The following is a 25,070-nucleotide window of genomic DNA, read 5'->3' as shown; positions in this document are numbered from 1 at the left end:
TCTCGCGCGCGCTGACCGATAGGATCGGAGCACTGACAACCGCGTGCGGCCAGGTATGCCGCCCGCTACATGACTAGGAGCACTGTGAGCACCACCTTCGTCGTCCCGGCCGGAATCGCCGCCGGGGCCGCCATGCGCGAGCTGGATCTTCCCAACAAGGGCCCCGAAGCCGTGGTCGTCGTCAAGACCGCCGACGGCACCCTCAAGGACCTGAGCTGGGTTCCGGAGACCGACACCGAGGTCGAGGCCGTCGCGGCGAACACGGAGGACGGACGCAGCGTGATCCGTCACTCGGCGGCCCACGTCCTCGCGCAGGCGGTGCAGGACGGGTTCCCCGGCACCAAGCTGGGCATCGGCCCGCCCATCAAGGACGGCTTCTACTACGACTTCGACGTCGCCGAGCCCTTCACGCCCGAGGACCTGAAGGCCCTCGAGAAGAAGATGAAGCAGATCATCAAGTCGGGGCAGCGGTTCAGCCGGCGCGTCTACGAGTCCAAGGACGCGGCCCGGGCCGAGCTGGCGAACGAGCCGTACAAGCTCGAGCTGATCGACGACAAGGGCGCGGCCGAGGACAGCGAGGTCATGGAGGTCGGCGGCGGCGAACTCACCGCCTACGACAACCTCAATCCCCGCACCGGTGAGCGGATCTGGGGTGACCTGTGCCGCGGCCCGCACGTGCCGACGACCAAGTACATCCCCGCGGTGAAGCTCACTCGCAGCTCCGCGGCCTACTGGCGCGGTGACCAGAACAACGCGGACCTGCAGCGCGTGTACGGCACCGCCTGGGAGTCGCCCGAGGCGATGGACGAGTACCTCGAGCTGCTCGCCGAGGCGGAGAAGCGCGACCACCGCAAGCTCGGCGCCGAACTGGACCTCTTCAGCTTCCCGGACGAGCTGGGCTCCGGCCTGCCCGTCTTCCACCCCAAGGGCGGTATCATCCGCAAGGAGCTCGAGGAGTACTCGCGGCAGCGGCACATCGACGCCGGGTACGACTTCGTCAACACCCCGCACCTCACCAAGAGCACGCTCTACGAGGTCTCGGGCCACCTCGATTGGTACAAGGACGGCATGTTCCCGGCCATGCACCTCGACGCCGAGTACGACGACGAGGGCAACGTGACCAAGCCCGGCCAGGACTACTACGTCAAGCCGATGAACTGCCCTATGCACAACCTGATCTTCGACGCCCGCGGCCGCTCGTACCGTGAGCTGCCCCTGCGGCTGTTCGAATTCGGCTCCGTATACCGGTACGAGAAGTCCGGCGTGATCCACGGCCTGACCCGCGTGCGCGGCATGACGCAGGACGACGCCCACATCTACTGCACCAAGGAGCAGATGCACGAGGAGCTGACCACGACCCTGGAGTTCGTGCTCTCGCTGCTCAAGGACTACGGCCTCGACGACTTCTACCTGGAGCTGTCCACCAAGGACCCGGAGAAGTACGTCGGCTCCGACGACGTGTGGGAGGAAGCCACCAAGACCCTCCAGCAGGTGGCCGAGGCCTCGGGGCTCGACCTCGTGCCCGATCCGGGTGGCGCCGCGTTCTACGGCCCCAAGATCTCCGTGCAGGCCAAGGACGCGCTCGGCCGGACCTGGCAGATGTCGACCATCCAGCTGGACTTCAACCTGCCCGAGCGGTTCGAGCTCGAATACACCGCGCCCGACGGCAGCAAGCAGCGCCCGGTGATGATTCACCGCGCCCTGTTCGGCTCGATCGAGCGCTTCTTCGGTGTGCTCACCGAGCACTACGCGGGCGCCTTCCCCGCGTGGCTGGCCCCCCAGCAGGTCGTCGGCATCCCCGTCGCGGACCAGTTCGGCGACCACCTCGAGACCGTGATCCGCGCGCTCCGCAAGCACGGGATCCGCGCGGAGGTCGACCACAGCGACGACCGGATGCAGAAGAAGATCCGCAACCACACCACGCAGAAGGTTCCGTTCATGCTGCTCGCGGGTGAGCACGACCGGGATGCCGGCGCGGTGAGCTTCCGCTTCCGCGACGGGACGCAGGTCAATCAGGTGCCCGTCGACGACGCCGTGCAGCGGATCGTCGACTGGGTCCACGCACGCCGCAACGAGTCCCCGACGGCCGAACTGCTGGGCCCGGCGGAGAGCGCCGTCGGGACGGCCTGACCGGAACCGGCGGGACGAGACGGGGAGAGGAATTCGATGACGGACGCCACGGACGGCGGCGCGCACACCGACTTCGGGGTCGGCGACGGTGACGAGACCATCGAGCGGCTGTGGACGCCGTACCGGATGCGTTACCTCGTCGATTCCCCTCCCGTCCCGGAGGGCAGCACGGCGTTCCTCGAGATCCCCAAGCTGGCCGACGAGGACGGCCTGATCGTGGCCCGGGGCGAGCACTGCTACGTGGTGCTCAACCTGTTCCCGTACAACCCCGGCCACTGCATGGTGGTGCCGTACCGGCAGGTCGCGGAGCTGGAGGACCTCACCGACGACGAGGCCTTCGAGCTGATCAAGCTCACGCAGAAGACCATCCGCGTGATCAAGCGGATCTCCCGGCCGGCGGCGTTCAACGTGGGCTTCAACCTGGGGCGCTCCGGCGGGGGCTCGATCGCCGAGCATCTGCACCAGCACATCGTGCCGCGCTGGCCGGGCGATGCGAACTACATCACCGTCCTCTCGGGCACTAAGGTGATGCCGCAGCTCCTCGGACAGACCCGGGCGCTGATGGCGAAGGCCTGGGAGGAGGGCTAGGAGTGTCGGCGATCTTCAGTCGCGAGGCGGTCTCCAAGGTCACCCATCCGATCGCGAAGGTACTGATCAGGACCGGTCTGACCCCGGACGCGGTGACGCTCTTCGGCACCGTCTGCTCGGTGACCGCGGCGTTGTGGCTCTTCCCCGCGGACCAACTGTTCTGGGGAACCATGGTCATCTGGTTCTTCGTCATGTTCGACATGCTCGACGGCGCGATGGCCCGCGTCCGCGGCGGCGGCACCCGGTTCGGGGCCTGGCTCGATGCCACCTGCGACCGCGTCGCCGACGGCGCGATCTTCGCCGGACTCGCCTGGTGGGCCGTGTTCACCGAGCACAACCGATACAACCTGCTGATCGCCACCCTGATCTGCCTGGTCACCTCCCAGGTCATCAGCTACGCGAAGGCCCGGGCCGAGGCCTCCGGGCTCAAGGGCGACGGTGGCTGGATCGAGCGTCCCGAGCGCCTCATCATCGTGCTCGTCGGTGCGGGCTTCACCGGGCTGGGCGTGTGGTGGGCCATCCACCTGGCGATGTGGCTGCTCGCCGTGACCAGCATCGTCACCGTCTTCCAACGCGCGCTGAGCGTGCGTCGGTCGCCCGGCGCCACCGACCTGCTGCCCCTGCCGCAGGCGGCGGCGCAGCACGAGGAGGACCAGGCGTGATCGACCTGCGCGACGAGGCGGCGGACCTCGCCTACCGCACCGGCTGGGCGGTGGCCAAACGGATGCCGGAGTCCGCCGCGAAGTTCCTCATCGACGACGTGGGGGGACGCCTCGGCGCCCGGGGCGAGAACACGCAGCTGCGGAAGAACCTCGCCCGGGTGCTCGGCACCACCCCGGACGCGGTGCCGCAGAGCCTGATCGAGGAGTCCGCCCGGTCCTACGCGCGGTACTGGCGCGAATCGTTCCGGCTGCCGGCCATGGACCTCGCCGAGCTCGGGTCCCGGCTGGACCAGTACGTGCACGTCCCCAGCCTGCACGAGGCGATGGCCGCGGGGAACGGTGCGGTGCTCGCACTACCGCACAGCGGTAACTGGGACATGGCCGGTGTGTGGCTGGTGCAGACCTACGGGCGCTTCGCCACGGTCGCCGAGCGACTCAAACCCGAGTCACTGTTCCGCCGGTTCGTCGAGTACCGGGAGTCGCTCGGCTTCGAGATCTTCCCGCTGTCGGGCGGCGAGCAACCGCCCATGCCCGCCCTCGCGGAGCGGCTGCGACAGGGCCGCCCGATCTGCCTGCTCGGCGACCGCGACCTGGCGCGGCACGGGGTGCCGGTCACCTTCTTCGGCGAGCGCACCCGGATGCCGGCGGGGCCGGCGAAGCTCGCGATCGACACCGGCGCGCCGCTGCTCCCCGTGCACTGCTGGTACGAGGGCGACGCCTGGGGCTTCAAGACCGACGCCCCCATCGACGTCTCCGGTGGCGTCGCGAGCGCCACCCAGCGGCTCGCGGAGGCCTTCGAACGCAACATCGCCGAGCACCCCGCCGACTGGCACATGCTCCAGCCGCTCTGGGAGGCGGACTGGTCGCAGGCGCGCCGGGACCGGATCCTGGGGGAGTCGGCCGGAGGCGCGCCGGACGAGGACTCAGGGGTGCGCTGATGCGGATCGGGATGATCTGCCCCTATTCCTTCGACGTCGCGGGCGGCGTGCAGGCGCACGTCGTGGACCTGGCGCGGGTGCTGATCGACCGCGGCCACCAGGTGTCCGTGCTCACGCCGTCGTCGAAGGAGACGGTGCTGCCCGACTTCGCCGTCTCGTCGGGCAAGGCCGTCGCCATCCCGTACAACGGCTCGGTCTCGCGGCTCTCCTTCGGCCCCAAAGCGTTCGGCCGCCTGCGCAAGTGGATTCGCAAGGGCGGGTTCGACGTGCTCCACGTGCACGAGCCGAACGCGCCGAGCCTCGGCATGCTCGCGCTGGCGATCGCCGACGGGCCCATCGTCGCGACCTTCCACACGTCCACCGAGAAGTCGCTGGTGCTGTCGGTCTTCCAGAGCGTGCTGCGGCCGTCGCACGAGAAGATCCGCGGCAAGATCGCCGTTTCCGAGCTGGCCCGCCGCTGGCAGATGGAATCGCTCGGCTCCGACGCCATCGAGATCCCCAACGGGGTGGACGTGCGGGCCTTCGCCGACGGCGACCCGCTGCCCGGGTACCCGCGCCCGGGTAAGACCGTGCTGTTCCTGGGCCGGTACGACGAACCGCGCAAGGGCATGGCGGTTTTCCTCGAGGCGCTGCCCGCCATCGTCGAGGCGCAGCCCGACGTCGAGGTGCTGGTGATCGGCCGCGGCGACGAGGAGAGGCTGCTGCGCGAGGCCGGGCCGTACGCGAAGCATCTGCGGCTCATGGGTGCAGTCACCGACGAGGAGAAGGCCGCCGCGCTGCGCTCCGCCGACGTCTACGTCGCGCCCAACCTCGGGGGCGAGAGCTTCGGCATCGTCCTCGTCGAGGCCATGGCCGCCGGGACCGCTGTGGTCGCGAGCGATCTCAACGCGTTCGAGCGCGTCCTCGACGGGGGCGAGGCCGGCCGCCTGTTCCCGGTCGGCGACGGTGCCGCCCTCGGCCGCACGATCGTCGACCTGCTCGACGACGACTTCCGCCGCGCCGAGCTGGTCACCCACGCCTCCGAGGTGGTGTGGCGCTACGACTGGTCGGTCGTCGCCGAACAGGTCATCCGCGTGTACGAGACCGTCGCCGTGCCCGGCGTGGTCGTGTCGATCGACGACTGAGGGGGCAGCCGTGCTGAATCTGACCGCCACCACCGTGCTCGTCATCGGCCTCATCACGATGGCCGTGCTGATCGTCGCGGCCCTCGCGTACCAGACCGCGCACCGCCTCGACCGCCTCCACGTGCGGGTCGACCTCTCGCTCGCCGCGCTCGACGCCGCCCTCGCCCGACGGTCCGCCGTCGCGCGGGCGATCGCCGCGACGCTGCCGCCCGAGCAGGGGCAGACGCTGCGCGCCGCGGCCGACCGCGCCGAGAACGCCGCGCCCGAGGATCGGATGCCGATGGAGAACCGGCTCTCGGCGGCGATCGGCGCCATCGACATCGAGACTCTGCCGCGGTCACTGGTCGCCGAGATCGCCGACGCCGACACCCGCGTGACCATGGCCCGCCGCTTCCACAACGACGCCGTGCGCGACACCCGCGCCCTGCGCGGCCGCCGGTTCGTGCGCTGGCTGCACCTCGGCGGTACCGCACCCATGCCGCAGTACTTCGACATCGTCGATCGGGGCGGGATCCTCCCCGCGGCCCTGCTCGCCGCGAACGACGAGCGGCGCGTCTCCGCCCGCGTCATCGTCGTCGACCCCGACGGCGCCGTCCTCATGGTCCGTGGGCACGAGCCCGTGCCCGACGGGGCCCGCCCCTCCGGGCACTGGTGGTTCACCGTGGGCGGGGGAGTCGAGCGCGGCGAGGACCTGCGCGCGGCCGCCGCCCGCGAACTACGGGAGGAGACGGGGCGCGTGCTCGCCCCCTCGGCGTTCGTCGGCCCGCTCTTCCGTCGCGAAGCCGTCTTCTCGTTCGACGGCGAGGTCATCGACTCCGTCGAGTACTTCTTCGCCGTCGAGTGCGAGCGGTTCGAACCGGCCCCGTCGGGCTGGACGGACCTCGAGCGCCGCACCCTCGACGAGATGCGCTGGTGCACCCCCGACGAGATCCGCGTGCTCGCGGACCCCGTCTACCCTGCGGCGCTCGCCGACCTGATCCCCGACGTGCAGAACGCGTTCGCGTCCGGGGAGGTACCGCGCGAGCCGGTCGCGATCGAGTAAGGAGGCGCGATGCAGCCGAAGGAGATCTCCGGATACCGGGTGGTGCGCCGCCTCGGTGCCGGCGGCATGGGTGAGGTCTTCCTCGTCGAGCACCCGCGGCTGCCACGGCAGGACGCGCTCAAGCTGCTCGGCCCCCAGCTGGGCGGCGACCCGAGTTTCGCCGCCCGGTTCCTCCGGGAGGCCGACATCCTGGCCGGGCTGCGGCATCCGAACATCGTCACGATCCACGACCGTGGCGAGTACGAGGGCCGGCTGTGGCTCGCGATGGAGTACGTCGAGGGCGAGGACGCCGCCCAGTACCTGCGAACCCGTGGCCCGCTGCCGCCCGCGATGGTGGCCGACGTGATCGATCAGGTCGGCAGTGCGCTGGACTGGGCGTGGCACGAACGCCGGCTGACCCACCGCGACGTCAAGCCGGGCAACATCCTCCTCGCGCCCGTGCGGCCGGGGCGGCCCGTCGCCGTGAAGCTGGTCGACTTCGGCATCGCCAAGGCGACGGACGAGGCCAGTTCGCTGACCGAGACCGGCGTCGCGGTCGGGACGATGGCCTACCTCGCGCCCGAGGTCATCGAGGGCAACCCGCTGGACAACCGGGCCGACGAGTACTCCCTCGCCTGCGCCGCATTCGAGTTGCTCACCGGAGCGCCGCCGTACGGCCCGGGCGCGCCCAGCTCCGTGCTCATGGCGCACCTCCAGGCACCCGTGCCCGACCCCGCGACGCGCGTCGCGGGCATTCCGCCCGGGCTGGCCCCGGTCTTCGAGCGGGCGCTGGCGAAACAGCCGCGCGACCGCTTCCCGGACAACGCGTCGTTCGCCGCTGCGTTCCGAGCGGCGCTGACCGGACCGGCATCGTCATCCGGTCCTGGCGCCCCGATCCGACCGGGCGCCGGGTCGGGCGGTCCGCCCGCGGGACCGGGTGGTTCGCCTGCGGGGCCGGGCGGTCCGCCTGCGGGCCCGGGCGCCGGATCCGGTCCCACGGTGATCCGGCCGACGCCGCCGCCCGCGCCGGTCGGGCACACCACGCCGGCCCAGCCCCCGGTGGGGATGCCGAGGACTCCGGCGCCGGGTCCCGCCCCGACCGCCGTTGCGGGTATCGGAGCCACCGGGGCGGGAGTCCCCGCGCGCAACGGCCGCGTCTGGGCGCTGGCGGCACTGGTCGCCGTGCTGGTGATCGCGCTCCTGTCGGTCGGATACCTGGCGCTCGTCCGGGGTGGGGACTCGACGGTCGCGGACCCGACGACAGTGGCACCACCGACGGCGACGGCACCGACCGCCCCGACCTCGCCGGACGACACGTCCACGGTGCCGACCGGGGCTTCGGAAACGTCGGCGCCCACCGTCCCGGGCACCGACGCCTACGGCTTCGTCGGCAGCCCCGCGCGGTGCGCCGGCGGCGAGACACTGCGGTTCGCGCTCCTCACCTCCAAGGCCAACGGCGGTGGCTCTCGCGTGGTGATCTGCGGTTCCGCCGGCGATCTCACCTACCGCGGGGCGCAGATCACCGGCGACAACAGCGGCATCACGCTCAGCGCCACGCGCCGGGACGACGGGACGTTCCGCGCCGTCAACCGCGACGCCAAGGGCAAGGACAAGGACGACACGATCTACACCGTCAGCTCCGGCGGTCTGGTGATCACCCGCGGCGACGGTCGGGCGGTCTCCTCCGAGCGCGCCCGGTCGTTCTGGAGCCGGTGACGAACGGCTCCCGCGCGGGCCTCTCACCGATCATCGGGTTGCAATCGCCGCGGCGGTGAGGAACTCCCGCGGGAGTCTCGGCATCGCTGATCCGGCCCGCGCGTGTCGCCCTTCGTGGACGATGGGGACGTCGGCGTGGGGGCGCCGAGGTGGGGGTGCATCCGTGTCCGATGGCGAGTCGATTCTCCGCAAGCACAGGCTGGAGATGCTGGCGACGGGGTCGACTGATCGCCAGATCCGCCGGTGGATCGACGAGGGAATGATGACGCGCGTCTGGCGGGGGACTTACCACCAGGGGACGAAGCTCGAACCCTGGGTGGAACTCGCGCTCTCCGCGAGGTCCGCGGCGGAACGATCCGCGGCCGACCTGGTGCTGAGCCATGCCGCGGCCGCCGCGCTGCACGGCATGGAGGTACTCACGTTCGACTGGTGCACCGTCGAATTCACTCGAGACGGTCGCCGCGGCGGGAGTAGGGACGGGCGCCGGCGCGTGCACGTTCGTCGACTCGATGCGGAGGACATCGCGGCTGTCGACGGTCTTGCGGTGACGACGGTGGCGCGGACCGCGCTCGATCTGGCGCTGGCGGGCACGTTCGAGCAGGCGGTCTGCTCCCTGGACGCGGCGCTACGGATGGGGATCTCGCGCGGAGAGCTGGCCGCCGCGATGGATCGGCTCGGCCGGCGGCGGGGCATCGCCATGCTGCGGGCGGCGCTGCCGGAGGCTGATGGGCGGTCCGAATCCGTCGGTGAATCGCGGAGTCGTGCACTCATGCTGACCTGGCCGGAGATCCCGCGCCCGGTCCTGCAGCGGGAGTTCTTCAACCGCGCCGGCGCGCTCGAGGCTCGGGTGGACTTCCTGTTCGGGGAGACCGTCGTCGGGGAGTTCGACGGGGCGGGTAAGCGGACCAAGGGCTTCGACGCCGATGCGCGGCTGAAGCGCGACACCCTGCTCATGGAGCGCGGTCTGTGGCCGACTCACTGGGGGGCGGGACTGCGCCGAGCCGGATCGACTCCGGACCAAGCTCCGCGACGCTCTCCGTCCGCACGGCCTGCTGCTCGACAGCTCCTCCCGCGGGAGTTCGCCATTCGCGCGGGGGTTGCAACCCGATGACGAGTGAAGAACCCCCGCGGGAGCCGCGGACGGCCTTCCGCGGCGCGCGCCTACGCGGTGAGCGGTGATGCGCGGGTGCCTATCGGTGCTTGCGCGGCGTCACGAACTCCTCGACCGACCGGCTGTCGAATCCTGGGCCCACCGCGAGTTCGGCAGCCGGAACGAAGGGATACACCGCAATCATTCCGCCCATGACGCCAGTGTAGATGCGACAGATCGGCGGAGCGCTGCGGCGACCGGCCGCCACCGTCGGGACCGACGGCGTGACCCGGCCTCGAAACCGCGCACCGTCATCGGGAATACTGGAGCCCCACACGTCCCAGCTACGAGGAGACCCATCAGTGACCACTGATCCCCAGACCGCACCCGTCACCGGCACCGCACGCGTCAAGCGCGGCATGGCCGAGATGCTCAAGGGCGGCGTGATCATGGACGTGGTGACCCCCGAGCAGGCGAAGATCGCCGAGGACGCCGGTGCGGTCGCGGTCATGGCGCTCGAGCGCGTGCCCGCCGACATCCGCGCGCAGGGCGGTGTCAGCCGCATGTCCGATCCCGACATGATCGACGGCATCATCAACGCCGTCAGCATCCCTGTCATGGCGAAGGCCCGCATCGGCCACTTCGTCGAGGCGCAGATCCTGCAGGCCCTGGGCGTCGACTACATCGACGAGTCCGAGGTGCTCACCCCGGCGGACTACAGCAACCACATCGACAAGTTCGCGTTCACCGTGCCGTTCGTGTGCGGTGCGACCAACCTGGGTGAGGCGCTGCGCCGCATCACCGAGGGTGCCGCGATGATCCGCAGCAAGGGCGAGGCCGGCACGGGCGACGTCTCGAACGCCACCACGCACATGCGCAAGATCCGCGACGAGATCCGTCGCCTGACCTCGCTGCCCGAGGACGAGCTGTACGTCGCGGCCAAGGAGCTGCAGGCCCCGTACGACCTGGTCGTCGAGGTCGCCAAGAACGGCAAGCTGCCCGTCACCCTGTTCACCGCGGGCGGCATCGCCACCCCGGCCGATGCAGCGATGATGATGCAGCTCGGCGCCGAGGGCGTCTTCGTCGGCTCGGGCATCTTCAAGTCGGGCAACCCCGAGCAGCGCGCCAAGGCGATCGTCGCGGCGACGACCTTCTACGACGACCCGGGCAAGCTCGCCGAGGTCTCGCGCGGCCTGGGCGAGGCTATGGTCGGAATCAACGTCGATGACATCCCGCAGCCGCATCGTCTGGCGGAACGCGGCTGGTAACGGCATGTCGCCCGCCGGTGTCCGACGATTCGCGCTAGCGTCGAGATGCGCGTGTCGGGCAGACGCGGGACTGAAGTGGAAGCAGTGAGGCGGAGGATGTCAGACCAAGCAACGGCCAGGGCCACCCAGGAGTACGGGGCCCAGACGTCCCTGGGCGGACCGCAGGCGGAGGCGGCGCCCAACGTGTTACGTGTGCTCGCGTACATCGCGGACCTGTGCGTCGCGTCGGCGGTCGTCGCCGTCGCCCTGATCGTGAACATCGCGGCCGGACTCGAGCTGGGCTGGGTGTTCCTCGGCATCGGCGCCGCCGTCGCGATCATCGCGTCGATCGTGCTGCACGGCCTGTACGGGGCGAGCCCCGGCAAGCTGCTCGCGGGCATCAAGGTGGTCGACGCCGATGCGCACACGCCGATCGGCTTTCCGGCGTCCGCGATCCGCTCCGTCGTCTTCAACGTCCTGGCGCCGCTCGTCTACCTCCCCGCCTGGTCCATCCTCGCCGACGGTGGCCGTCGCGGCGTCCACGAGAAGGCATCGAAGTCGACGGTCGTCGACGACGCCGACGTGGCGACCCCGCGCCGGGCTGCGGCGCAGTCGCCCTCGGGCCCGCTCGGCGGCCTCGTGACCGGCGAATCCGACAGCAGCCTGCAGCGGATCCCGACCCCGCTGCCGGACGAGACCCGGGTCGACGCCGTGGGCGCCGATGCGGCGACCGAGGTGGTCGAGGTCGACGAGCCCCGCGAGCGGCTCCAGCCTCCGACGCTGCCGCCGCTGCCCGACGACGTTCCGGGGCTGCGGCCCGTTCCGCCGCGGTTCGGCCCGCCCCCCACCGAGGGCGACGAGCCGACGACGGGGCTGCCGCAGGCGGCGGCCTTCGCACCGCCGCCCGCGCAGGCGCCGCAGCAACCGCAGGCGCCCCAGCAGTTCGCACCGCGTCCCAGCGGCCCCACCGGCCCCAGCGGGCAGCCGCGCGTACCGGCCCAGGGCCAGCCGCCGCAGGGCGCGCCGGCCGGGCGGCCGCTCCCGCCTCAGGGCGGTCAGCCGCCGCAGGGCCAGCCCCAGCCGCCGCAGGGCCAGCCCCGTCCGGCGGGCGCCCCGGCACCGTCGGGCGGAGCGCCCATCGTGCTGCGCTTCGACGACGGCCACTCGGTCGACGTCCGCGGCGACGGGATCATCGGCCGCGAGCCGGTCCTGCCCCAGGGCTCGGACCCGGCGAAGATCACGAAGCACGTCCTGGTCGACGACACCGCATCCGTGTCGAAGACCCACTTGCTGTTCGGTATCACTCGCGGTGAACTATGGGTGGAGGACGTGGGCTCGACCAACGGTTCCGCGATCGCCTTCGGCGATTCGTGGACCGAGCTCACCAAGGGAGTCAGGTACGCCGTGGAGAAGGGCAGCGTCGTGCACATGGGTCAGCGCAGTTTCAAGGTGTTCGGCGGATGACGACGGAAGCGGGGGAGGCGCGCTCCGAGATCGTCTACGGAGTGCAGGGCGGCGTGTCCATGAAGTGGGTCGCCATCAGTAATCCCGGTCGGGTCCGCATGACCAACGAGGACGGCGCGCTCACCGGCCCGGGCATGTTCCTGCTCGCAGACGGCATGGGCGGCCACGACGCCGGCGAGGTGGCCTCGGCAGCGGCGCTCGAAGCGCTGGCCGAGGTCTTCGGCCCGGAGCCCTCGGACGCTCAGGTCGTGATGGAGCAGGTCGTCGACCGGCTGCGCGATGCGCACGCCGCGATCGAGGCCATCGACTCGGAGACGGGCAAGCGTGCGGGCACCACGGTGACCGGCGTGCTGCTCACCACCTACGAGGGCGTACCGCACTGGCTGGTGGTCAACATCGGCGACTCGCGCACCTACCGCCTCGCCGAGGGCTACTTCGAGCAACTCACGGTCGACCACTCGCAGGTCCAGGAGCTCATCAACGGCGGCTTCCTCAGCCCCGAACAGGCCCGCGTCGACCCGCGCCGCAACGTGATCACCCGCGCCCTCGGTGCGGGGATGGAACCGGACGCGGACTTCTGGATCGTGCCGGCGCAGCCGCGGGAGAAGCTGCTCGTCTGCTCCGACGGACTCAACGGCGAGCTCACCGACGACGAGATCCGCGAGATCCTCGACTCGGACATCCCCATCGACGAGTGCGCCGACCAACTCGTCGCCGCGGCCCTCAACGCCGGCGGGCGCGACAACGTGACCGTGATCGTGGTGGACGCCACCACGGAACCGACCGATCCGGACTGGTGACCTGAGTAGAGTCATCCCTCGTGGCTGACATCGAAGCGCTGCTGAGTCTCGAGCAGATCGACCGCGACATCTTCCGCGGTATCCACGCACCGTCGGTGCTGGTCCGGACGTTCGGCGGCCAGGTGGCCGGCCAGGCCCTCCGGTCGGCGATCGAGACCGTCCCGGACACCATGCAGGTGCACTCGCTGCACGGCTACTTCCTGCGGCCCGGCAACCCGGATGCGGACACGGTCTTCCTCGTGGACCGCATCCGCGACGGGCGCTCCTTCTGCACCCGGCGCGTGAACGGCGTGCAGAACGGCGAGGCGATCTTCTCGATGTCGGCCTCCTTCCAGCTCCCGGGCCAGGAGGGCATCGAGCACGCGGACGAGATGCCCCCGACGCGGGACCCCGAGACCGTGCTGAGCCCCCGCGAGGATCCCAATGCCACGCGCGAGAGCCTCGGGCTCTTCGAGGAGTGGAGCGACTGGGACATCCGCATCGTCCCGCAGGACGAGACGGCTCCGTACGTCGGCCGCGCCGTGCACCAGCAGGTCTGGTTCCGGCACATCAAGCGTCTCCCCGACGATCAGAACACGCACGTCAGTGCACTCGCCTACATGAGCGACATGACTCTCCTCGGCTCGGCGCGGGTAGCGCACCCGGGTGTCGACACCCAGGTGGCCTCTCTGGACCACGCGATGTGGTTCCTGCGGCCCTTCCGTGCCGACGAGTGGCTCCTCTACGACCAGACGTCGCCGTCGGCCGGGGGCGGGCGGGCGCTGACCGCCGGGCGGATCTTCGCCCGCGACGGTGCGCTCGTGGCCGTCGTCATCCAGGAGGGCCTGCACCGCTTCCGGGCCTGACGTCGCCGCCGTTTAGGCTGGCTCTCCGTGACCGTACGGATCGGAGTCCTCGCTCTTCAGGGTGACGTGCGCGAGCACCGCCACGCGCTCGAGGCGGCCGGTGCCGCCACCACGACGGTGCGGACCCCGGCGGATCTGGCCGCCGTCGACGGCATCGTCATCCCCGGGGGCGAGTCGACGACGATGAGCCGCCTGCTGGGGGTCTTCGACCTGTTCGACCCGCTCCGGGCCGCGCTCGCCGGCGGCCTGCCGGCCTACGGGTCCTGCGCCGGCATGATCCTGCTCGCGTCCGAGGTGCTCGACACCCGGCCCGATGCGCGGTGCCTCGGCGCGATCGACATGACGGTGCGCCGGAACGCCTTCGGCCGGCAGGTGGACTCCTTCGAGACCGACCTCGACGTCGCGGGAATCGACGGTGCCCCGGTGCGGGCGGTGTTCATCCGCGCGCCGTGGGTGGAGCGGGTCGGCGAGGGCGTCGAGGTGCTGGCGAGGGTGCCCGCGGAGGCCGGTGCGACGGCGGGTACGGTGGTCGCTGTTCAACAGGGTGTGACGATGGCCACATCCTTCCATCCCGAGGTCACGGGTGATCTGCGGATCCACCGTCGCTTCGTGGACATCGTCCGGCGGCGGTGATACCGCCGCTGCAGAGGGGAGTGGCGACGTGAGCTACATGCCGGTGACCGATTCGATGTTCCTGATGGCGGAGTCCCGCGAGCATCCGATGCACGTCGGCGGCCTGCAGCTGTTCACTCCGCCCGAGGGCGCGGGCCCCGACTTCGTGCGCTCGGTCGTCGAGACGATGCGCGACCACACGGCGGTCAGCGAGAAGTTCGGCCGCCGGCCCGCGGACCCCGTCGGGATCCTCGGCAACACGTGGTGGTCCGAGGTCGACTCGATCGACCTCGAGTACCACGTCCGGCACTCCGCCCTGCCGAAGCCGGGCCGCATCCGCGAGCTCTTCCAGCAGGTGTCCCTGTGGCACGAGACCCTTCTGGACCGCCACCGTCCCATGTGGGAGGTGCACGTCGTGGAGGGACTCGAGGACGGCCGGTTCGCGGTCTACTCGAAGGTCCACCACTCGCTGGTCGACGGGGTCTCCGCGCTGCGGTACATGACGCTGGCCCTCTCGCCCGATCCCGACGATCGCGAGGGCCGCGTGGTGTGGCAGCCCGGACTCGGGCGCCGCCGGAAGCCGGAGCCGGCCACGGCACCGTCGAAGGCGGGCCTGCCGTTCAACCCGATCAGCGCGGCGAAGCAGATCGGCGGCCTGACCGGGGAGGTGCTGGGCATGCTCCCCGCCTCCATGAAGGTCGCGGGTACCTCGATCCGGGACCACGACTACAAGGCGCCGTTCCAGGCCCCGCACACCATCTTCAACGTCCCGATCGGCGGCGCGCGGCGGTTCGTCGCGCAGTCGTACTCCCTCGACCGGATCGACGCGGTCCGGCAGCAGGCCGGCGCCACGGTCAACGACATCGTGCTGGCCATGTGCGGCGCCGCCCTCCGCGCGTACCTGCTGGAGCTGAACGAGCTGCCCGATCGGTCGCTGACCGCGATGGTGCCCGTATCGCTGCACAAGGAGGGCGCGGAGTCGACGTCGAACGCCGTCGGCGCGGTGATCTCGACCCTGGCGACGGACCTGACCGATCCGGCTGAGCGGGTCGCGGCGATCCAGGACTCGGTGCGCGCCGCCCGCAGGGTGATGGGGGAGCTGTCGCCGCTGCAGGTGCTCGCGCTCAGCGCGGCCAACATCGCGGGGCTCGCACCGGGCATGCTGCCCGGGTACCGCGGCGTCGCCCGGCCGCCGTTCAACCTGGTCATCTCCAACGTGCCGGGGCCGCGCGAGGCGATGTACTGGAACGGTGCGCACCTCGACGGCGTCTACCCGGCGTCCATCCCGTGGGAGGGGCAGGCGGTGAACATCACGATCTGCACCAACAACCGGAATCTGGAGTTCGGCATCACCGCGTGCCGGACGTCCGTGCCGCACGTGCAGCGCCTCATCCACCACCTCGAGGACGCGTTGTCGGAGCTGGAGAAGGCTTTCACGTAAACTCGCAGGGTTGAGACAGCGCACCCGAACGGAATCGAGGGATCGATGAGCGGCCATTCCAAATGGGCCACCACCAAGCACAAGAAGGCGGCGATCGACGCCAAGCGCGGCAAGCTGTTCGCCAAGCTGATCAAGAACATCGAGGTCGCGGCCCGGACCGGTGGTAGCGATCCGGACGGCAACCCGACGCTGTACGACGCCATCCAGAAGGCGAAGAAGAACTCGGTCCCCAACGACAACATCGAGCGCGCCCGCAAGCGCGGCGGCGGGGAAGAGGGCGGCGGCGCCGACTGGCAGACCATCATGTACGAGGGCTACGGCCCCAACGGCGTGGCGGTGCTCATCGAGTGCCTCACCGACAATCGCAACCGCGCGGCGGGCGAGGTCCGCGTCGCGATGACCCGCAACGGCGGCAACATGGCCGATCCCGGCTCGGTCGCGTACCTGTTCACCCGCAAGGGCATCGTGACGCTCGACAAGAACGGGCAGGCCGAGGACGACGTGCTCATGGCGGTGCTCGACGCCGGCGCCGAGGAGATCAGCGACCTGGGCGACCAGTTCGAGATCGTCTCCGAGCCGACCGATCTCGTCGCGGTGCGCAGCGCCCTGCAGGAGGCCGGCATCGACTACGAGTCCGCCGAGTCCGGCTTCCGCGCCTCGGTCGAGGTGCCCGTCGACGCCGACGGCGCGCGCAAGGTGTTCAAGCTGGTGGATGCGCTCGAGGACAGCGACGACGTGCAGAACGTGTACACGAACGTCGACATCTCCGACGAGGTCCTGGCCCAGCTCGACGAGGACTGAATGCCCTGAGATTGCCGTATCGGATCGCCCCTACTGTGCGGTAATAATGCGTCAGGATATTCTCAGGTTGTGACTCCCACCCGAACGGCGCTGCGCCGTGCCCCGGCCCTGGCCCTGGTGGCGGCCCTGCTCCTCGGAGCGGGCGGCGCGGCGGCGTGGGAGGCGGGGCGTGCGGAGACCGTGCACGGGGCCACCGCGGTCGGGGTCGAGTTCGGCGCGCTGGGCCGTGACGACGCGACCCACCGCCTCGACGGTGCCGCGAAGCGCGTGGACACGGAGCCCGTCACGCTCCGCACCGCGAAGGGGGAGGTGCGGCTCCAACCCGCGCAGCTCGGACTGTCGATGGACGTGCCGGGCACGGTGCAGCGCGCGATCGATGAGCGCTCGCCGCTTCGGGACCTGATCGGGCTGGTCAGCGACCGGCACGTCCACCCGGCGTCCACGCTGAACCGCGAGGTCTTCGACGCGGCGATCACGAAGGCCGCCGGTACCCTGACCTCGCAGGCCGGGGACGGCGCCGTGATCTTCCGCGGCGGCAAGCCGGTGGCCGTCGAGCCCAAGGCGGGCGACAGGATCGACCTCGCGAAGGCCGCGGACACGGTCGCGGCCGCCTGGCCCGACTCCACCGACATCACACTGCCGACGGAGGCCGTGACGCCCACGGTGTCCGCGGACACCGTCCGCGCCGTCGTGAACGGGGCCGCCGCGCAGGCGGTCGCCTCCGACGTCGTCCTCCGCCGGGACGCCCTCGGCCAGGTGGCCGCGGGCACCGTCGGCAGGCTCTCCGCAGCGGACATCGGTACGTTCCTCTCGTTCCGGCCCGACGGTGCCGGGAACCTCGCGCCGAAGGTCGACCGCGAGGCGGCGAAGAAGGTGCTCGGCACGCGTCTCGAGTCCGCCGTCGCGAAACCCAAGGACGCGAGTTTCGACCTGTCGGGCGGTTCCCCGACCGTGACCGACGCCGTTCCCGGCCGCGAGGTGGTCTGGGACCCGACACTCGACGCCGTGACCAAGGCGGTGACGGAGCGGACCGCCCAGGGGCGCACCGCGACCGCCCAGTTCAAGTCCGTCGAACCGAAGGTCACCACCGCCAAGGCCAAGGAACTCGGCGTGCGCGAGGTGGTCAGCGAGTTCTCCACCGGCGGCTTCAGCGACGCCTCCGGCGTGAACATCCGGCGGGTCGCGCAGCAGGTGAACGGAGCCGTCGTGCTCCCCGGCGAGACCTTCTCGCTCAACGGGTACACGGGTCCCCGCGGCACGGCCCAGGGGTACGTCGAGTCGGGGATCATCAACAACGGCCGGCCGGACAAGGCCGTCGGCGGCGGCATCTCCCAGTTCGCCACCACGCTGTACAACGCGGCCTACTTCGCCGGGCTCGAGGACGCCGGGCACACCGAGCACAGCTACTACATCTCCCGGTACCCGGAGGCCCGTGAGGCCACCGTGTTCGAGGGCGCCATCGACCTCAAGTTCCGCAACGACACGCCCTACGGCATCGTCATCGAGTCCAGTGCGGGTTCGTCGTCGGTGACCGTGCGGATGTGGAGCACGAAGACCCGCGAGGTGACCTCGAGCACCGGGTCGCGAAGCCTCCCGACGGAGCCGTCGACGATCCGGCTGACGAAGGGTCCGCACTGCGTGGCGAGCACGGGGCAGCCGGGCTTCACCACGAGCAACACCCGGACGATCACCGACGTCAAGACCGGCAACGTCATCTCCCGCCACACCCGCACCGTCAAGTACGACCCGGTGCCGACGGTCATCTGCGAGTAGGTAGGCGCGTCGCTGCGGCCCGGCGACCGGCCGGGCGGGTATGCTCTCGAACAAAGGTTTGACTGTTCGACGGTGCGTGGAGGTGCGGCGATGCGGGTGATGGGGGTGGACCCCGGGCTCACGCGTTGCGGCCTGTCGGTGGTCGAGACGGGCGAGGGCCGCAGGGTCACGGCGCTCGACGTGGACGTCGTGCGCACCCCCTCGACCATGCCCCTGCCGGAGCGCCTGCTCGCCGTCTGGACCGCGGCCGAGTTCTGGATGGACACCCACGAGCCCGACGTGATCGCGGTCGAGCGGGTCTTCGCTCAGCACAACGTCTCCACCGCGATGGGCACCGCGCAGGCCGGCGGCGTCGTCGCGCTGGCCGCCGCCCGCCGAGGCATCGACGTGCACTTCCACACCCCGTCGGAGGTCAAGGCGGCCGTCACCGGCAACGGTAACGCCGGCAAGGCGCAGGTCACGGCGATGATCACCAGGATCCTCGGGCTGCAGAAGGCGCCCGAGCCCGCGGACGCGGCGGACGCCCTCGCGCTCGCCGTCTGTCACAGCTGGCGCGCGCCGATGATCGCGCGCATGGCGGAGGCGGAACGTCGTGCGGCGGAACAGAAGAAGGTCTTCGAACAGCGGCTCGCGGCGCAACGCCGCGCCGGCCGCTCGGTCACGGGAGGAGTGCGATGATCGCGTCGCTGCGCGGCGAGGTACGGCACATCGGGCTCGATCACGTGGTGGTCGAGTGCGCCGGTGTGGGCTACAAGGTGCTCGTGGCCCCGAACACCGCAGGCACGCTCACCCGCGGCGCCGAGGGATACCTGCTCACCTCGATGGTGGTGCGTGAGGACTCGCAGACGCTGTACGGCTTCACCGATGCGCCGCAACAGGAACTGTTCCACCTCCTGCAGACCGTGCAGGGCGTGGGGCCGCGACTCGCGATGGCCGCGCTCGCGGTGCTCGAGCCCGCCCAGATGCAGGTCGCGATCGCCTCGGGCGACATCAAGACGCTGTGCCTGATCCCCGGTATCGGCAAGCGCGTCGCGGAGCGGATCCACGTGGAGCTCAAGGACAAGGTCAATGCCGCGCCGTCCGACTCCGCCGGACCGACGGGGGCGACGGTGCCGGCCGGCGGCGTCTCGCAGCAGCTCCTGGACGCGCTCGAGGGTCTCGGTTTCACGCCGAAGCAGGCAGAACCGGCGGTCGCGGCCGCCGTCGAGGCCGGGCCCGGCAAGTCGGTCTCCGAGTTGCTCCGCGATGCGCTGAAGTCGTTGGGACGCGGCTGACGTGCACTACGACGACGAGGTGGGCAGCGAATTCGAGGACGCCGAGGGCATCATGGGGCCGGCGGCGCTCTCCGGCGACGACACCGAGTCGCTGCGACCGAAATCGCTCGACGAGTTCATCGGCCAGCCCAAGGTGCGCGAGCAGCTGCAGCTCGTGCTGCACGGCGCGAAGCTTCGCGGCGGCACGCCCGACCACATCCTGCTCTCCGGGCCGCCCGGCCTCGGCAAGACCAGCCTCGCGATGATCATCGCCGCCGAACTCGGCACCGCCCTCCGGGTCACGTCCGGCCCGGCGCTGGAGCGGGCCGGCGACCTCGCCGCGATGCTGTCGAACCTCGTCGAGGGCGACGTGCTGTTCATCGACGAGATCCACCGCATGGCCCGCCCCGCCGAGGAGATGCTCTACCTCGCGATGGAGGACTTCCGCGTCGACGTGGTGGTGGGCAAGGGGCCCGGCGCCACCTCGATCCCGCTCGACGTGGCGCCGTTCACACTGGTCGGGGCCACCACGAGGTCCGGCGCGCTCACCGGACCCCTGCGCGACCGCTTCGGCTTCACCGCGCACATGGACTTCTACGAGACGGCTGACCTGGTGCAGGTCATCGAGCGCAGCGCGAAGATCCTCGGGATCACCATCGAGCGCGAGGCCGCCGCGGAGATCGGCAGCCGGAGTCGCGGCACGCCCCGCATCGCCAACCGCCTGCTGCGGCGGGTGCGCGACTACGCCGACGTCCGGGCCGACGGCACGGTCACCGTCGACGTGGCGCGCGGTGCGCTCAAGGTGTACGACGTCGATGAGCTCGGCCTCGACCGCCTCGACCGGGCCGTGCTCGGTGCGCTGATCCGCAGCTTCGGCGGCGGCCCCGTGGGCGTCTCCACGCTGGCCGTGGCCGTGGGCGAGGAGCCCGGCACCGTCGAGGAGGTGTGCGAGCCCTTCCTCGTGCGCGCCGGGATGCTCGCCCGCACGCCGCGCGGCCGCGTCGCCACCATGGCGGCCTGGCACCACCTGGGGCTCGAGCCGCCCGCGGGCGCGCTCGCCTCCGGCATCGAGGTGCGGGGCGACTTCGACCCCGACGACCGCCTGTTCTGAGCGGGCCGCGCGCTGCGGGCACCGGGCCGGCGGAGTAGACAGGAATCGTGGGCCCGCTCGAGGAAGGACTGCGCGGCCGTGTGGCGGTGGTCGCGGGGGCCACGCGCGGTGCGGGCCGGGGCATCGCCGCCGGGCTGGCGGAACTGGGCGCCACGGTCGTGTGCACCGGGCGCAGCAGCCGCGCCGGCACCCCGTCCATCGTCTCCGACTACCGGCGGCCCGAGACGATCGAGGAGACCGCCGAGCTGGTCGACGCCCTCGGCGGCACCGGTGTCGCCGTCCAGGTCGACCACCTCGACCCGGAACAGGTGTCCTCGCTCGCGGACCGGCTCCGCGTCGAGTACGGGCGGATCGACGTGCTGGTCAACGACATCTGGGGCGGCGAGCTGCTCAAGGGACCGCCGTCGACGTGGGACACCCCGCTGTGGCGGCAGGACCTCGACGCGGGGCTGCGCCTGCTCCGCCTCGCCATCGACACCCACCTCATCACGTCCCACTTCCTCGCCCCGCTGCTCATCGAACGCCCGGGCGGGCTGCTCGCCGAGATCACCGACGGGACTGCGGACTTCAACGCCGAGACCTACCGGATCTCGGTCTTCTACGACCTCGCCAAGGCCTCGGTGAACCGGCTCGCCTTCTCGCAGGGCCATGAGCTCGCCGGGCACGGCGCGACCGCGGTCGCGGTGACGCCGGGATGGCTGCGCTCGGAGATGATGCTGGACGCCTACGGGGTCACCGAGGACGACTGGCGGGCAGCGCTCACCGCCCGTGCGGGGCGCCCCACAGCGCCGCCCGGCTTCGCCTACTCCGAATCTCCTCGTTTCGTCGGCCGCGGGATCGCCGCCCTCGCGGCGGATCCCCGCCGCGATCGCTGGAACCAGCGGTCCGTCAGCTCCGCGCAGCTCGCGGCGCACTACGGCGTCACCGACGTCGATGGCACCCGGCCCGACAGCTGGGCCGGGCGCCGCGACTGATCACCCCGTCGGCGCCGTCAGGTCGTAGACCGTGACCCCGTCGACGGTCCGCGACGGATACGTCTTCTCCACCCACGACCGGATCTCCGCCGCGGTCCCGGAGCCGCCGAATCCGCCGAAGCCGCCACTCGATTCGGCCAGGAAGTAGTGGATCCGGCCCTCGCGCACGTACTGCTGGAACTGCGCGAGCGTGGGGGAGGGGTCGGTGCCGTTGAAGCCGCCGATCGGCATCACGGGCCTGTCCGTCGCGAGCTGGTAGCCGGCCGCCGCGTTGGCGCCGACCGTCGCGGCGACCCAGGTGTAGCGGTCCGCGTCGGCGAGTAGGAGCGCGGTCACCTCGGGGCCGGCCGTGCTACCCATCAGGAACGACGGTCCGCCGCCCCGCTGGTCCCCGCCGGGCTCGTCCGCTCCCGGGGCGCCCGTGCGGGCACCGTCGGGCCGCGTACCGCCGGCCGGACCGCCGAATCCGATGGGGCGCTCCATCCGGCCCCTGCCCCCGCCCGGCCCGAAGCCGTGCCCGCTCGACGGGCCCGCCGAGACGATGGCACCCTGGCGCGGCGTCGCGATGGTCTCGATCGTGAACGCCACCTGCCCGGCGAGCGCGGTGAACACCGCCGTCGCGACGATCACCCCGCCGAGAGGCCGCGCCCGGCTCACCGCCGGCAGCAGGGTCGCGAGGATCGCCGCCGACACGGCGGCCGCCGCGACGATCGCCCAGCGCAGCCACGGGTTCCATTCCGGTGTCAGCGCGAGGATGTACCAGGCGGTCGCGCCGGTCGCGGCGACGGCGAGAGCACCGACTGCGCGCATCCACGGCCGCTCACGCTCCCGCCAGCCCACGGCCACCCCGATCGCGACCAGTGCCGCGATCGCGGGCGCGAGTGCCACGGTGTAGTACGCGTGGAAGATTCCCGCCATGAAGCTGAACGTGATCCCGGTGACGAGCAGCCATCCGCCCCAGGCGATCACGGCGGCGCGCTCGCCGTCCGTACGCGGGGAGCGCCCGCGCAGGATGAGGACCGTGACGATCGCGATCAACGCCGCGGGGAGCAGCCAGGCGATCTGCCCGGCCTGCTCGGACTGGAACATGCGCAGGACGCCGGCGTCGCCGAACATCCCGCCGCCGCGGTGCCCGGGCATCTCCATGCCGGCGGGGAGCTCGAAGCCCGCGGGCATCTCCATGCCACCGCGGCCCGGTCCGACGCTGCCCTTCTCGTTGCCGTTGAGTCGGCCGAGGCCGTTGTAGCCCAGTGTCAGCTCGAGGATCGAGTTGTTCTGCGAGCCGCCGATCCACGGCCGCGAGGAGGCCGGCCACAGCTCGACGGTCAGCAGCCACCACCCGGCGGCGACGACCATCGCGGCGCCCGCGGCGAACAGCTGCGCGACGCGCGTGCCGAGCTTCGTCGGCCCCGCGATGAGATAGGTCAGCGCCAGCCCGGGCACGATGAGCATCACGGCGAGCTGCTTGGTCAGGAAGCCCAGTCCCACGAAGGCGCCGCACGCGACGAGCCACCGCCACCGGCCGTCCTCGACGGCGCGCAGCATCGCCCAGGTCGCCGCGATCATCAGCAGGACGAGTAGGGCGTCCGGGTTGTTGAACCGGAACATCATGGCGGCCACCGGCGTGACGGCGAGGAGTAGGCCGGCGAGGAGGCCCGCGGCGGGGCCGAAGCGGCGCCGCACCGTCGCGTACAGGAGCGCGACGGACGCCACGCCGAGCAGCGCCTGCGGAATCAGCATCGCCCACGAGTTCACGCCGAACAGGCGGGTGGAGAGTTCCATCACCCACAGCGAGGCGGGTGGTTTGTCGACGGTGATCGAGTTCGCGCCGTCCGAGCTGCCGAAGAACATGGCCTTCCAGCTGACGGTGCCGGCCTGGACCGCTGCCGAGTAGAACGCGTTGGCCCAGCCCGCCCGGCCGAGGGACCAGAGGTAGGCGACCGCCGTCCCCACCAGGAGGACGGCGACCGCGATCCGCTCCCGACTCCTGGTCACCGGAGCTCGGCTTTCGCCGGGGTCGCCGACCGGAAGATCAGGCGCAGCCCCAAGAACCGCGTGATCGTCGCGACCAGGTTGGCCACCACGAGCACCGCGAGTTGGATCCCACGTCCGGCGTCCGGCGCGACGTGCGCGAGGGCGGTGAGGCTGCCGGACGTGAGCGCCCAGGTGAGGAGGAAGACGACCAGTCCCTGCAGGTGGTGCCGCGCCGCGCCCTCGCGCCCCCGCACGCCGAAGGTGAACGAGCGGTTCGCGGCGATGTTGCCGACCGCCGTGATGAGGAGGGCGGCGAAGTTCGCACCCTGCGCGCCGATCAGCGGGTGCAGCACGAGGTAGAGGATCGCGTAGGCGACGGTGCTGGCCATGCCGACCGCGGCGAACCGGGCGAGCTGTCCGACCATGTTGCGCGGCACGCCCGCGAGCTGCGGCTCCTCACGGCCCAGGGCGCGGCGGACGTCGTCGAGGGGGAGCGCACCCCGGCCGAGCGCCCGCCCGACCCGGATCACGCCCTTGAGGTCCTTCTTCACGGTGTCGACGATGTCGACGCGGCTGTCGGGGTCGTCGGTCCAGTCCACCGGCACCTCATGGATGCGCAGCCCGGCGCGCTCGGCGAGAACGAGCAGCTCGGTGTCGAAGAACCACTCGCCGTCCTCGACGAGCGGCAGCAGCTCCCGCGCGACGTCCGTGCGGATTGCCTTGAACCCGCACTGGGCGTCCGAGAAACGTACCCGCAGGGCGGTGTGCAGCAGCAGGTTGTAGCCGCGGGAGATGAACTCGCGCTTGGGACCGCGGACCACGTTCGCGCCGCGGCCCAGGCGGGTGCCGATCGCGAGGTCACTGTGGCCCGAGAGCAGCGGCGCGACCAGGGGGTGCAACGCCCTGAGGTCGGTCGAGAGGTCGACGTCCATGTAGACGAGGACGCGGGCGTCGGACTGCGCCCAGACCCGGCGCAGCGCGCGGCCGCGGCCCTTCGCGTCGAGGTGCACCACGCGGACGCCGTCGATCGCAGCGGCGAGCGAATGCGCCAGGCGCAGGGTGTCGTCCGTGCTGGCGTTGTCGGCGATGGTGATCCGGGCCGGGATGGTGAGCGAGGCGTCGAGATACGCGCGGAGCGTCTCCACGCAGTGCGCGAGGGTGTGGGCCTCGTTGTAGACGGGGATCACGATGTCGAGGACGGGGGCGGTCTCCGCCCGCTCGTGCCGGTTCTGGTCGGCCGTGACCTTGGGGTCGGGGGCGATCTCGGTTGTCATGAGGTAGACCGTGGTCCGCCCCGCTGCGGCACCCCTGCCGCTCGCCTGTGTGGTGGCTGGGAACGGGGCGTCTTGCCGCTGTCCCACAGAAGGCGAGGATTCCGGCGACCTCCGGGAAGGAGTACGAACGGCCGGCCACGAGGCGAACTGCCGCGTGTCATCCCGCAGGGAACGGACGCCCCACAGCGACGGTGCCGGGGCCAGCGGTTGCGGACCGCCGCGGCGGCGCGTG

At 71.3% G+C, this 25,070-nt stretch carries 22 protein-coding genes; 20 read left to right on the top strand and 2 right to left on the bottom strand.

Features of this window, described 5'->3' with window-relative positions; all coding sequences use genetic code 11:
* Positions 1-132 precede the first annotated feature (132 nt).
* The 20 genes from thrS (at position 133) to ELY19_RS20565 (ending at position 21,590) form a co-directional block, all read left to right on the top strand.
* Positions 133-2,130 (top strand): threonine--tRNA ligase, encoded by a 1,998-nt coding sequence (gene thrS / locus ELY19_RS20660; protein ID WP_416222728.1) that lies wholly within the window; start codon positions 133-135, stop codon positions 2,128-2,130.
* A 36-nt stretch (positions 2,131-2,166) separates the two neighbouring features.
* Positions 2,167-2,718: an HIT family protein gene (locus ELY19_RS20655; protein WP_126198159.1), complete on the top strand. Its 552-nt coding sequence runs from the start codon at positions 2,167-2,169 to the stop codon at positions 2,716-2,718.
* A gap of 2 nt (positions 2,719-2,720) precedes the next feature.
* Entirely contained in the window at positions 2,721-3,380 is a 660-nt protein-coding gene (pgsA, locus tag ELY19_RS20650; RefSeq protein ID WP_126198158.1) for a phosphatidylinositol phosphate synthase, read from the top strand.
* The gene (locus ELY19_RS20645) at positions 3,380-4,318 is read left to right on the top strand and encodes a phosphatidylinositol mannoside acyltransferase (protein ID WP_126198964.1); all 939 of its coding nucleotides are present in this window, start codon (positions 3,380-3,382) and stop codon (positions 4,316-4,318) included. Before pgsA ends, ELY19_RS20645 begins: the two co-directional genes overlap by 1 nt.
* The gene (locus ELY19_RS20640) at positions 4,318-5,442 is read left to right on the top strand and encodes a glycosyltransferase family 4 protein (RefSeq protein WP_126198157.1); all 1,125 of its coding nucleotides are present in this window, start codon (positions 4,318-4,320) and stop codon (positions 5,440-5,442) included. Before ELY19_RS20645 ends, ELY19_RS20640 begins: the two co-directional genes overlap by 1 nt.
* 13 nt (positions 5,443-5,455) lie before the next feature.
* A complete protein-coding gene (locus ELY19_RS20635; protein ID WP_126198963.1) occupies positions 5,456-6,484 on the top strand; it encodes an NUDIX hydrolase in 1,029 nt (342 codons plus the stop codon).
* 9 nt (positions 6,485-6,493) lie between these two features.
* Positions 6,494-8,179 (top strand): serine/threonine-protein kinase, encoded by a 1,686-nt coding sequence (locus tag ELY19_RS20630; RefSeq protein ID WP_126198156.1) that lies wholly within the window; start codon positions 6,494-6,496, stop codon positions 8,177-8,179.
* A 163-nt stretch (positions 8,180-8,342) separates the two neighbouring features.
* The gene (locus ELY19_RS20625) at positions 8,343-9,290 is read left to right on the top strand and encodes a hypothetical protein (RefSeq protein ID WP_126198155.1); all 948 of its coding nucleotides are present in this window, start codon (positions 8,343-8,345) and stop codon (positions 9,288-9,290) included.
* A 398-nt stretch (positions 9,291-9,688) separates the two neighbouring features.
* On the top strand, positions 9,689-10,537 hold the full coding sequence (gene pdxS / locus ELY19_RS20620) for a pyridoxal 5'-phosphate synthase lyase subunit PdxS (RefSeq protein WP_232015648.1): 849 nt from the start codon (positions 9,689-9,691) through the stop codon (positions 10,535-10,537).
* Between the two features lie 96 nt (positions 10,538-10,633).
* Positions 10,634-11,980: an RDD family protein gene (locus ELY19_RS20615; RefSeq protein ID WP_164711665.1), complete on the top strand. Its 1,347-nt coding sequence runs from the start codon at positions 10,634-10,636 to the stop codon at positions 11,978-11,980.
* Positions 11,977-12,780, top strand: coding sequence for a PP2C family protein-serine/threonine phosphatase (locus tag ELY19_RS20610; RefSeq protein ID WP_126198148.1), 804 nt, complete (start codon positions 11,977-11,979; stop codon positions 12,778-12,780). The genes ELY19_RS20615 and ELY19_RS20610 overlap by 4 nt, the downstream gene beginning before the upstream one ends.
* A 20-nt stretch (positions 12,781-12,800) precedes the next feature.
* Positions 12,801-13,625 carry an acyl-CoA thioesterase gene (locus ELY19_RS20605; protein WP_126198146.1) on the top strand — a complete coding sequence of 275 codons (825 nt, stop codon included), beginning with the start codon at positions 12,801-12,803 and terminating at the stop codon, positions 13,623-13,625.
* 27 nt (positions 13,626-13,652) lie between these two features.
* Complete coding sequence (gene pdxT / locus ELY19_RS20600) at positions 13,653-14,258, top strand: pyridoxal 5'-phosphate synthase glutaminase subunit PdxT (protein WP_126198144.1); 606 nt, start codon at positions 13,653-13,655, stop codon at positions 14,256-14,258.
* Positions 14,259-14,295: 37 nt separating this feature from the next.
* Positions 14,296-15,678: a WS/DGAT/MGAT family O-acyltransferase gene (locus ELY19_RS20595; RefSeq protein WP_164711740.1), complete on the top strand. Its 1,383-nt coding sequence runs from the start codon at positions 14,296-14,298 to the stop codon at positions 15,676-15,678.
* Positions 15,679-15,723: 45 nt separating this feature from the next.
* On the top strand, positions 15,724-16,479 hold the full coding sequence (locus tag ELY19_RS20590) for a YebC/PmpR family DNA-binding transcriptional regulator (protein ID WP_126198139.1): 756 nt from the start codon (positions 15,724-15,726) through the stop codon (positions 16,477-16,479).
* A 69-nt stretch (positions 16,480-16,548) separates the two neighbouring features.
* Positions 16,549-18,252, top strand: a complete 1,704-nt coding sequence (locus ELY19_RS20585; RefSeq protein WP_126198137.1) for a VanW family protein — start codon at positions 16,549-16,551, stop codon at positions 18,250-18,252.
* A 90-nt stretch (positions 18,253-18,342) separates the two neighbouring features.
* Positions 18,343-18,930: a crossover junction endodeoxyribonuclease RuvC gene (gene ruvC / locus ELY19_RS20580; protein WP_126198135.1), complete on the top strand. Its 588-nt coding sequence runs from the start codon at positions 18,343-18,345 to the stop codon at positions 18,928-18,930.
* Positions 18,927-19,526 carry a Holliday junction branch migration protein RuvA gene (ruvA, locus tag ELY19_RS20575; protein WP_126198133.1) on the top strand — a complete coding sequence of 200 codons (600 nt, stop codon included), beginning with the start codon at positions 18,927-18,929 and terminating at the stop codon, positions 19,524-19,526. Before ruvC ends, ruvA begins: the two co-directional genes overlap by 4 nt.
* Before the next feature lie 52 nt (positions 19,527-19,578).
* Positions 19,579-20,616 carry a Holliday junction branch migration DNA helicase RuvB gene (gene ruvB / locus ELY19_RS20570; RefSeq protein ID WP_227967241.1) on the top strand — a complete coding sequence of 346 codons (1,038 nt, stop codon included), beginning with the start codon at positions 19,579-19,581 and terminating at the stop codon, positions 20,614-20,616.
* A 47-nt stretch (positions 20,617-20,663) separates the two neighbouring features.
* On the top strand, positions 20,664-21,590 hold the full coding sequence (locus ELY19_RS20565; RefSeq protein WP_126198129.1) for an SDR family oxidoreductase: 927 nt from the start codon (positions 20,664-20,666) through the stop codon (positions 21,588-21,590).
* Here ELY19_RS20565 and ELY19_RS20560 read toward each other — a convergent pair whose 3' ends face one another.
* Both ELY19_RS20560 and ELY19_RS20555 read right to left on the bottom strand, forming a co-directional pair.
* Positions 21,591-23,585 (bottom strand): glycosyltransferase family 39 protein, encoded by a 1,995-nt coding sequence (locus ELY19_RS20560; protein WP_126198127.1) that lies wholly within the window; start codon positions 23,583-23,585, stop codon positions 21,591-21,593. It abuts the gene before it with no gap.
* Complete coding sequence (locus ELY19_RS20555; RefSeq protein WP_126198125.1) at positions 23,582-24,838, bottom strand: bifunctional glycosyltransferase family 2/GtrA family protein; 1,257 nt, start codon at positions 24,836-24,838, stop codon at positions 23,582-23,584. The genes ELY19_RS20560 and ELY19_RS20555 overlap by 4 nt, the downstream gene beginning before the upstream one ends.
* Between the last annotated feature and the right edge of the window lie 232 nt (positions 24,839-25,070).

The organism is Tsukamurella paurometabola (assembly GCF_900631615.1).
Classification (GTDB): domain Bacteria; phylum Actinomycetota; class Actinomycetes; order Mycobacteriales; family Mycobacteriaceae; genus Tsukamurella; species Tsukamurella paurometabola_A.
Note: the sequence above shows the minus strand (reverse complement) of the source record. Positions and strands in the feature narration are given on the sequence as shown.

Bases quoted from the DNA above. Each gene is read 5' to 3' on its own strand.
- thrS (WP_416222728.1), top strand. From the start codon at position 133: ATGCGCGAGCTGGATCTTCCCAACAAGGGCCCCGAAGCCGTGGTCGTC.
- ELY19_RS20655 (WP_126198159.1), top strand. From the start codon at position 2,167: ATGACGGACGCCACGGACGGCGGCGCGCACACCGACTTCGGGGTCGGC.
- ELY19_RS20640 (WP_126198157.1), top strand. From the start codon at position 4,318: ATGCGGATCGGGATGATCTGCCCCTATTCCTTCGACGTCGCGGGCGGC.
- ELY19_RS20630 (WP_126198156.1), top strand. From the start codon at position 6,494: ATGCAGCCGAAGGAGATCTCCGGATACCGGGTGGTGCGCCGCCTCGGT.
- pdxS (WP_232015648.1), top strand. From the start codon at position 9,689: ATGGCCGAGATGCTCAAGGGCGGCGTGATCATGGACGTGGTGACCCCC.
- ELY19_RS20615 (WP_164711665.1), top strand. From the start codon at position 10,634: ATGTCAGACCAAGCAACGGCCAGGGCCACCCAGGAGTACGGGGCCCAG.
- ELY19_RS20610 (WP_126198148.1), top strand. From the start codon at position 11,977: ATGACGACGGAAGCGGGGGAGGCGCGCTCCGAGATCGTCTACGGAGTG.
- ELY19_RS20595 (WP_164711740.1), top strand. From the start codon at position 14,296: ATGCCGGTGACCGATTCGATGTTCCTGATGGCGGAGTCCCGCGAGCAT.
- ELY19_RS20590 (WP_126198139.1), top strand. From the start codon at position 15,724: ATGAGCGGCCATTCCAAATGGGCCACCACCAAGCACAAGAAGGCGGCG.
- ruvC (WP_126198135.1), top strand. From the start codon at position 18,343: ATGCGGGTGATGGGGGTGGACCCCGGGCTCACGCGTTGCGGCCTGTCG.
- ruvA (WP_126198133.1), top strand. From the start codon at position 18,927: ATGATCGCGTCGCTGCGCGGCGAGGTACGGCACATCGGGCTCGATCAC.
- ruvB (WP_227967241.1), top strand. From the start codon at position 19,579: ATGGGGCCGGCGGCGCTCTCCGGCGACGACACCGAGTCGCTGCGACCG.
- ELY19_RS20555 (WP_126198125.1), bottom strand. From the start codon at position 24,838: ATGACAACCGAGATCGCCCCCGACCCCAAGGTCACGGCCGACCAGAAC.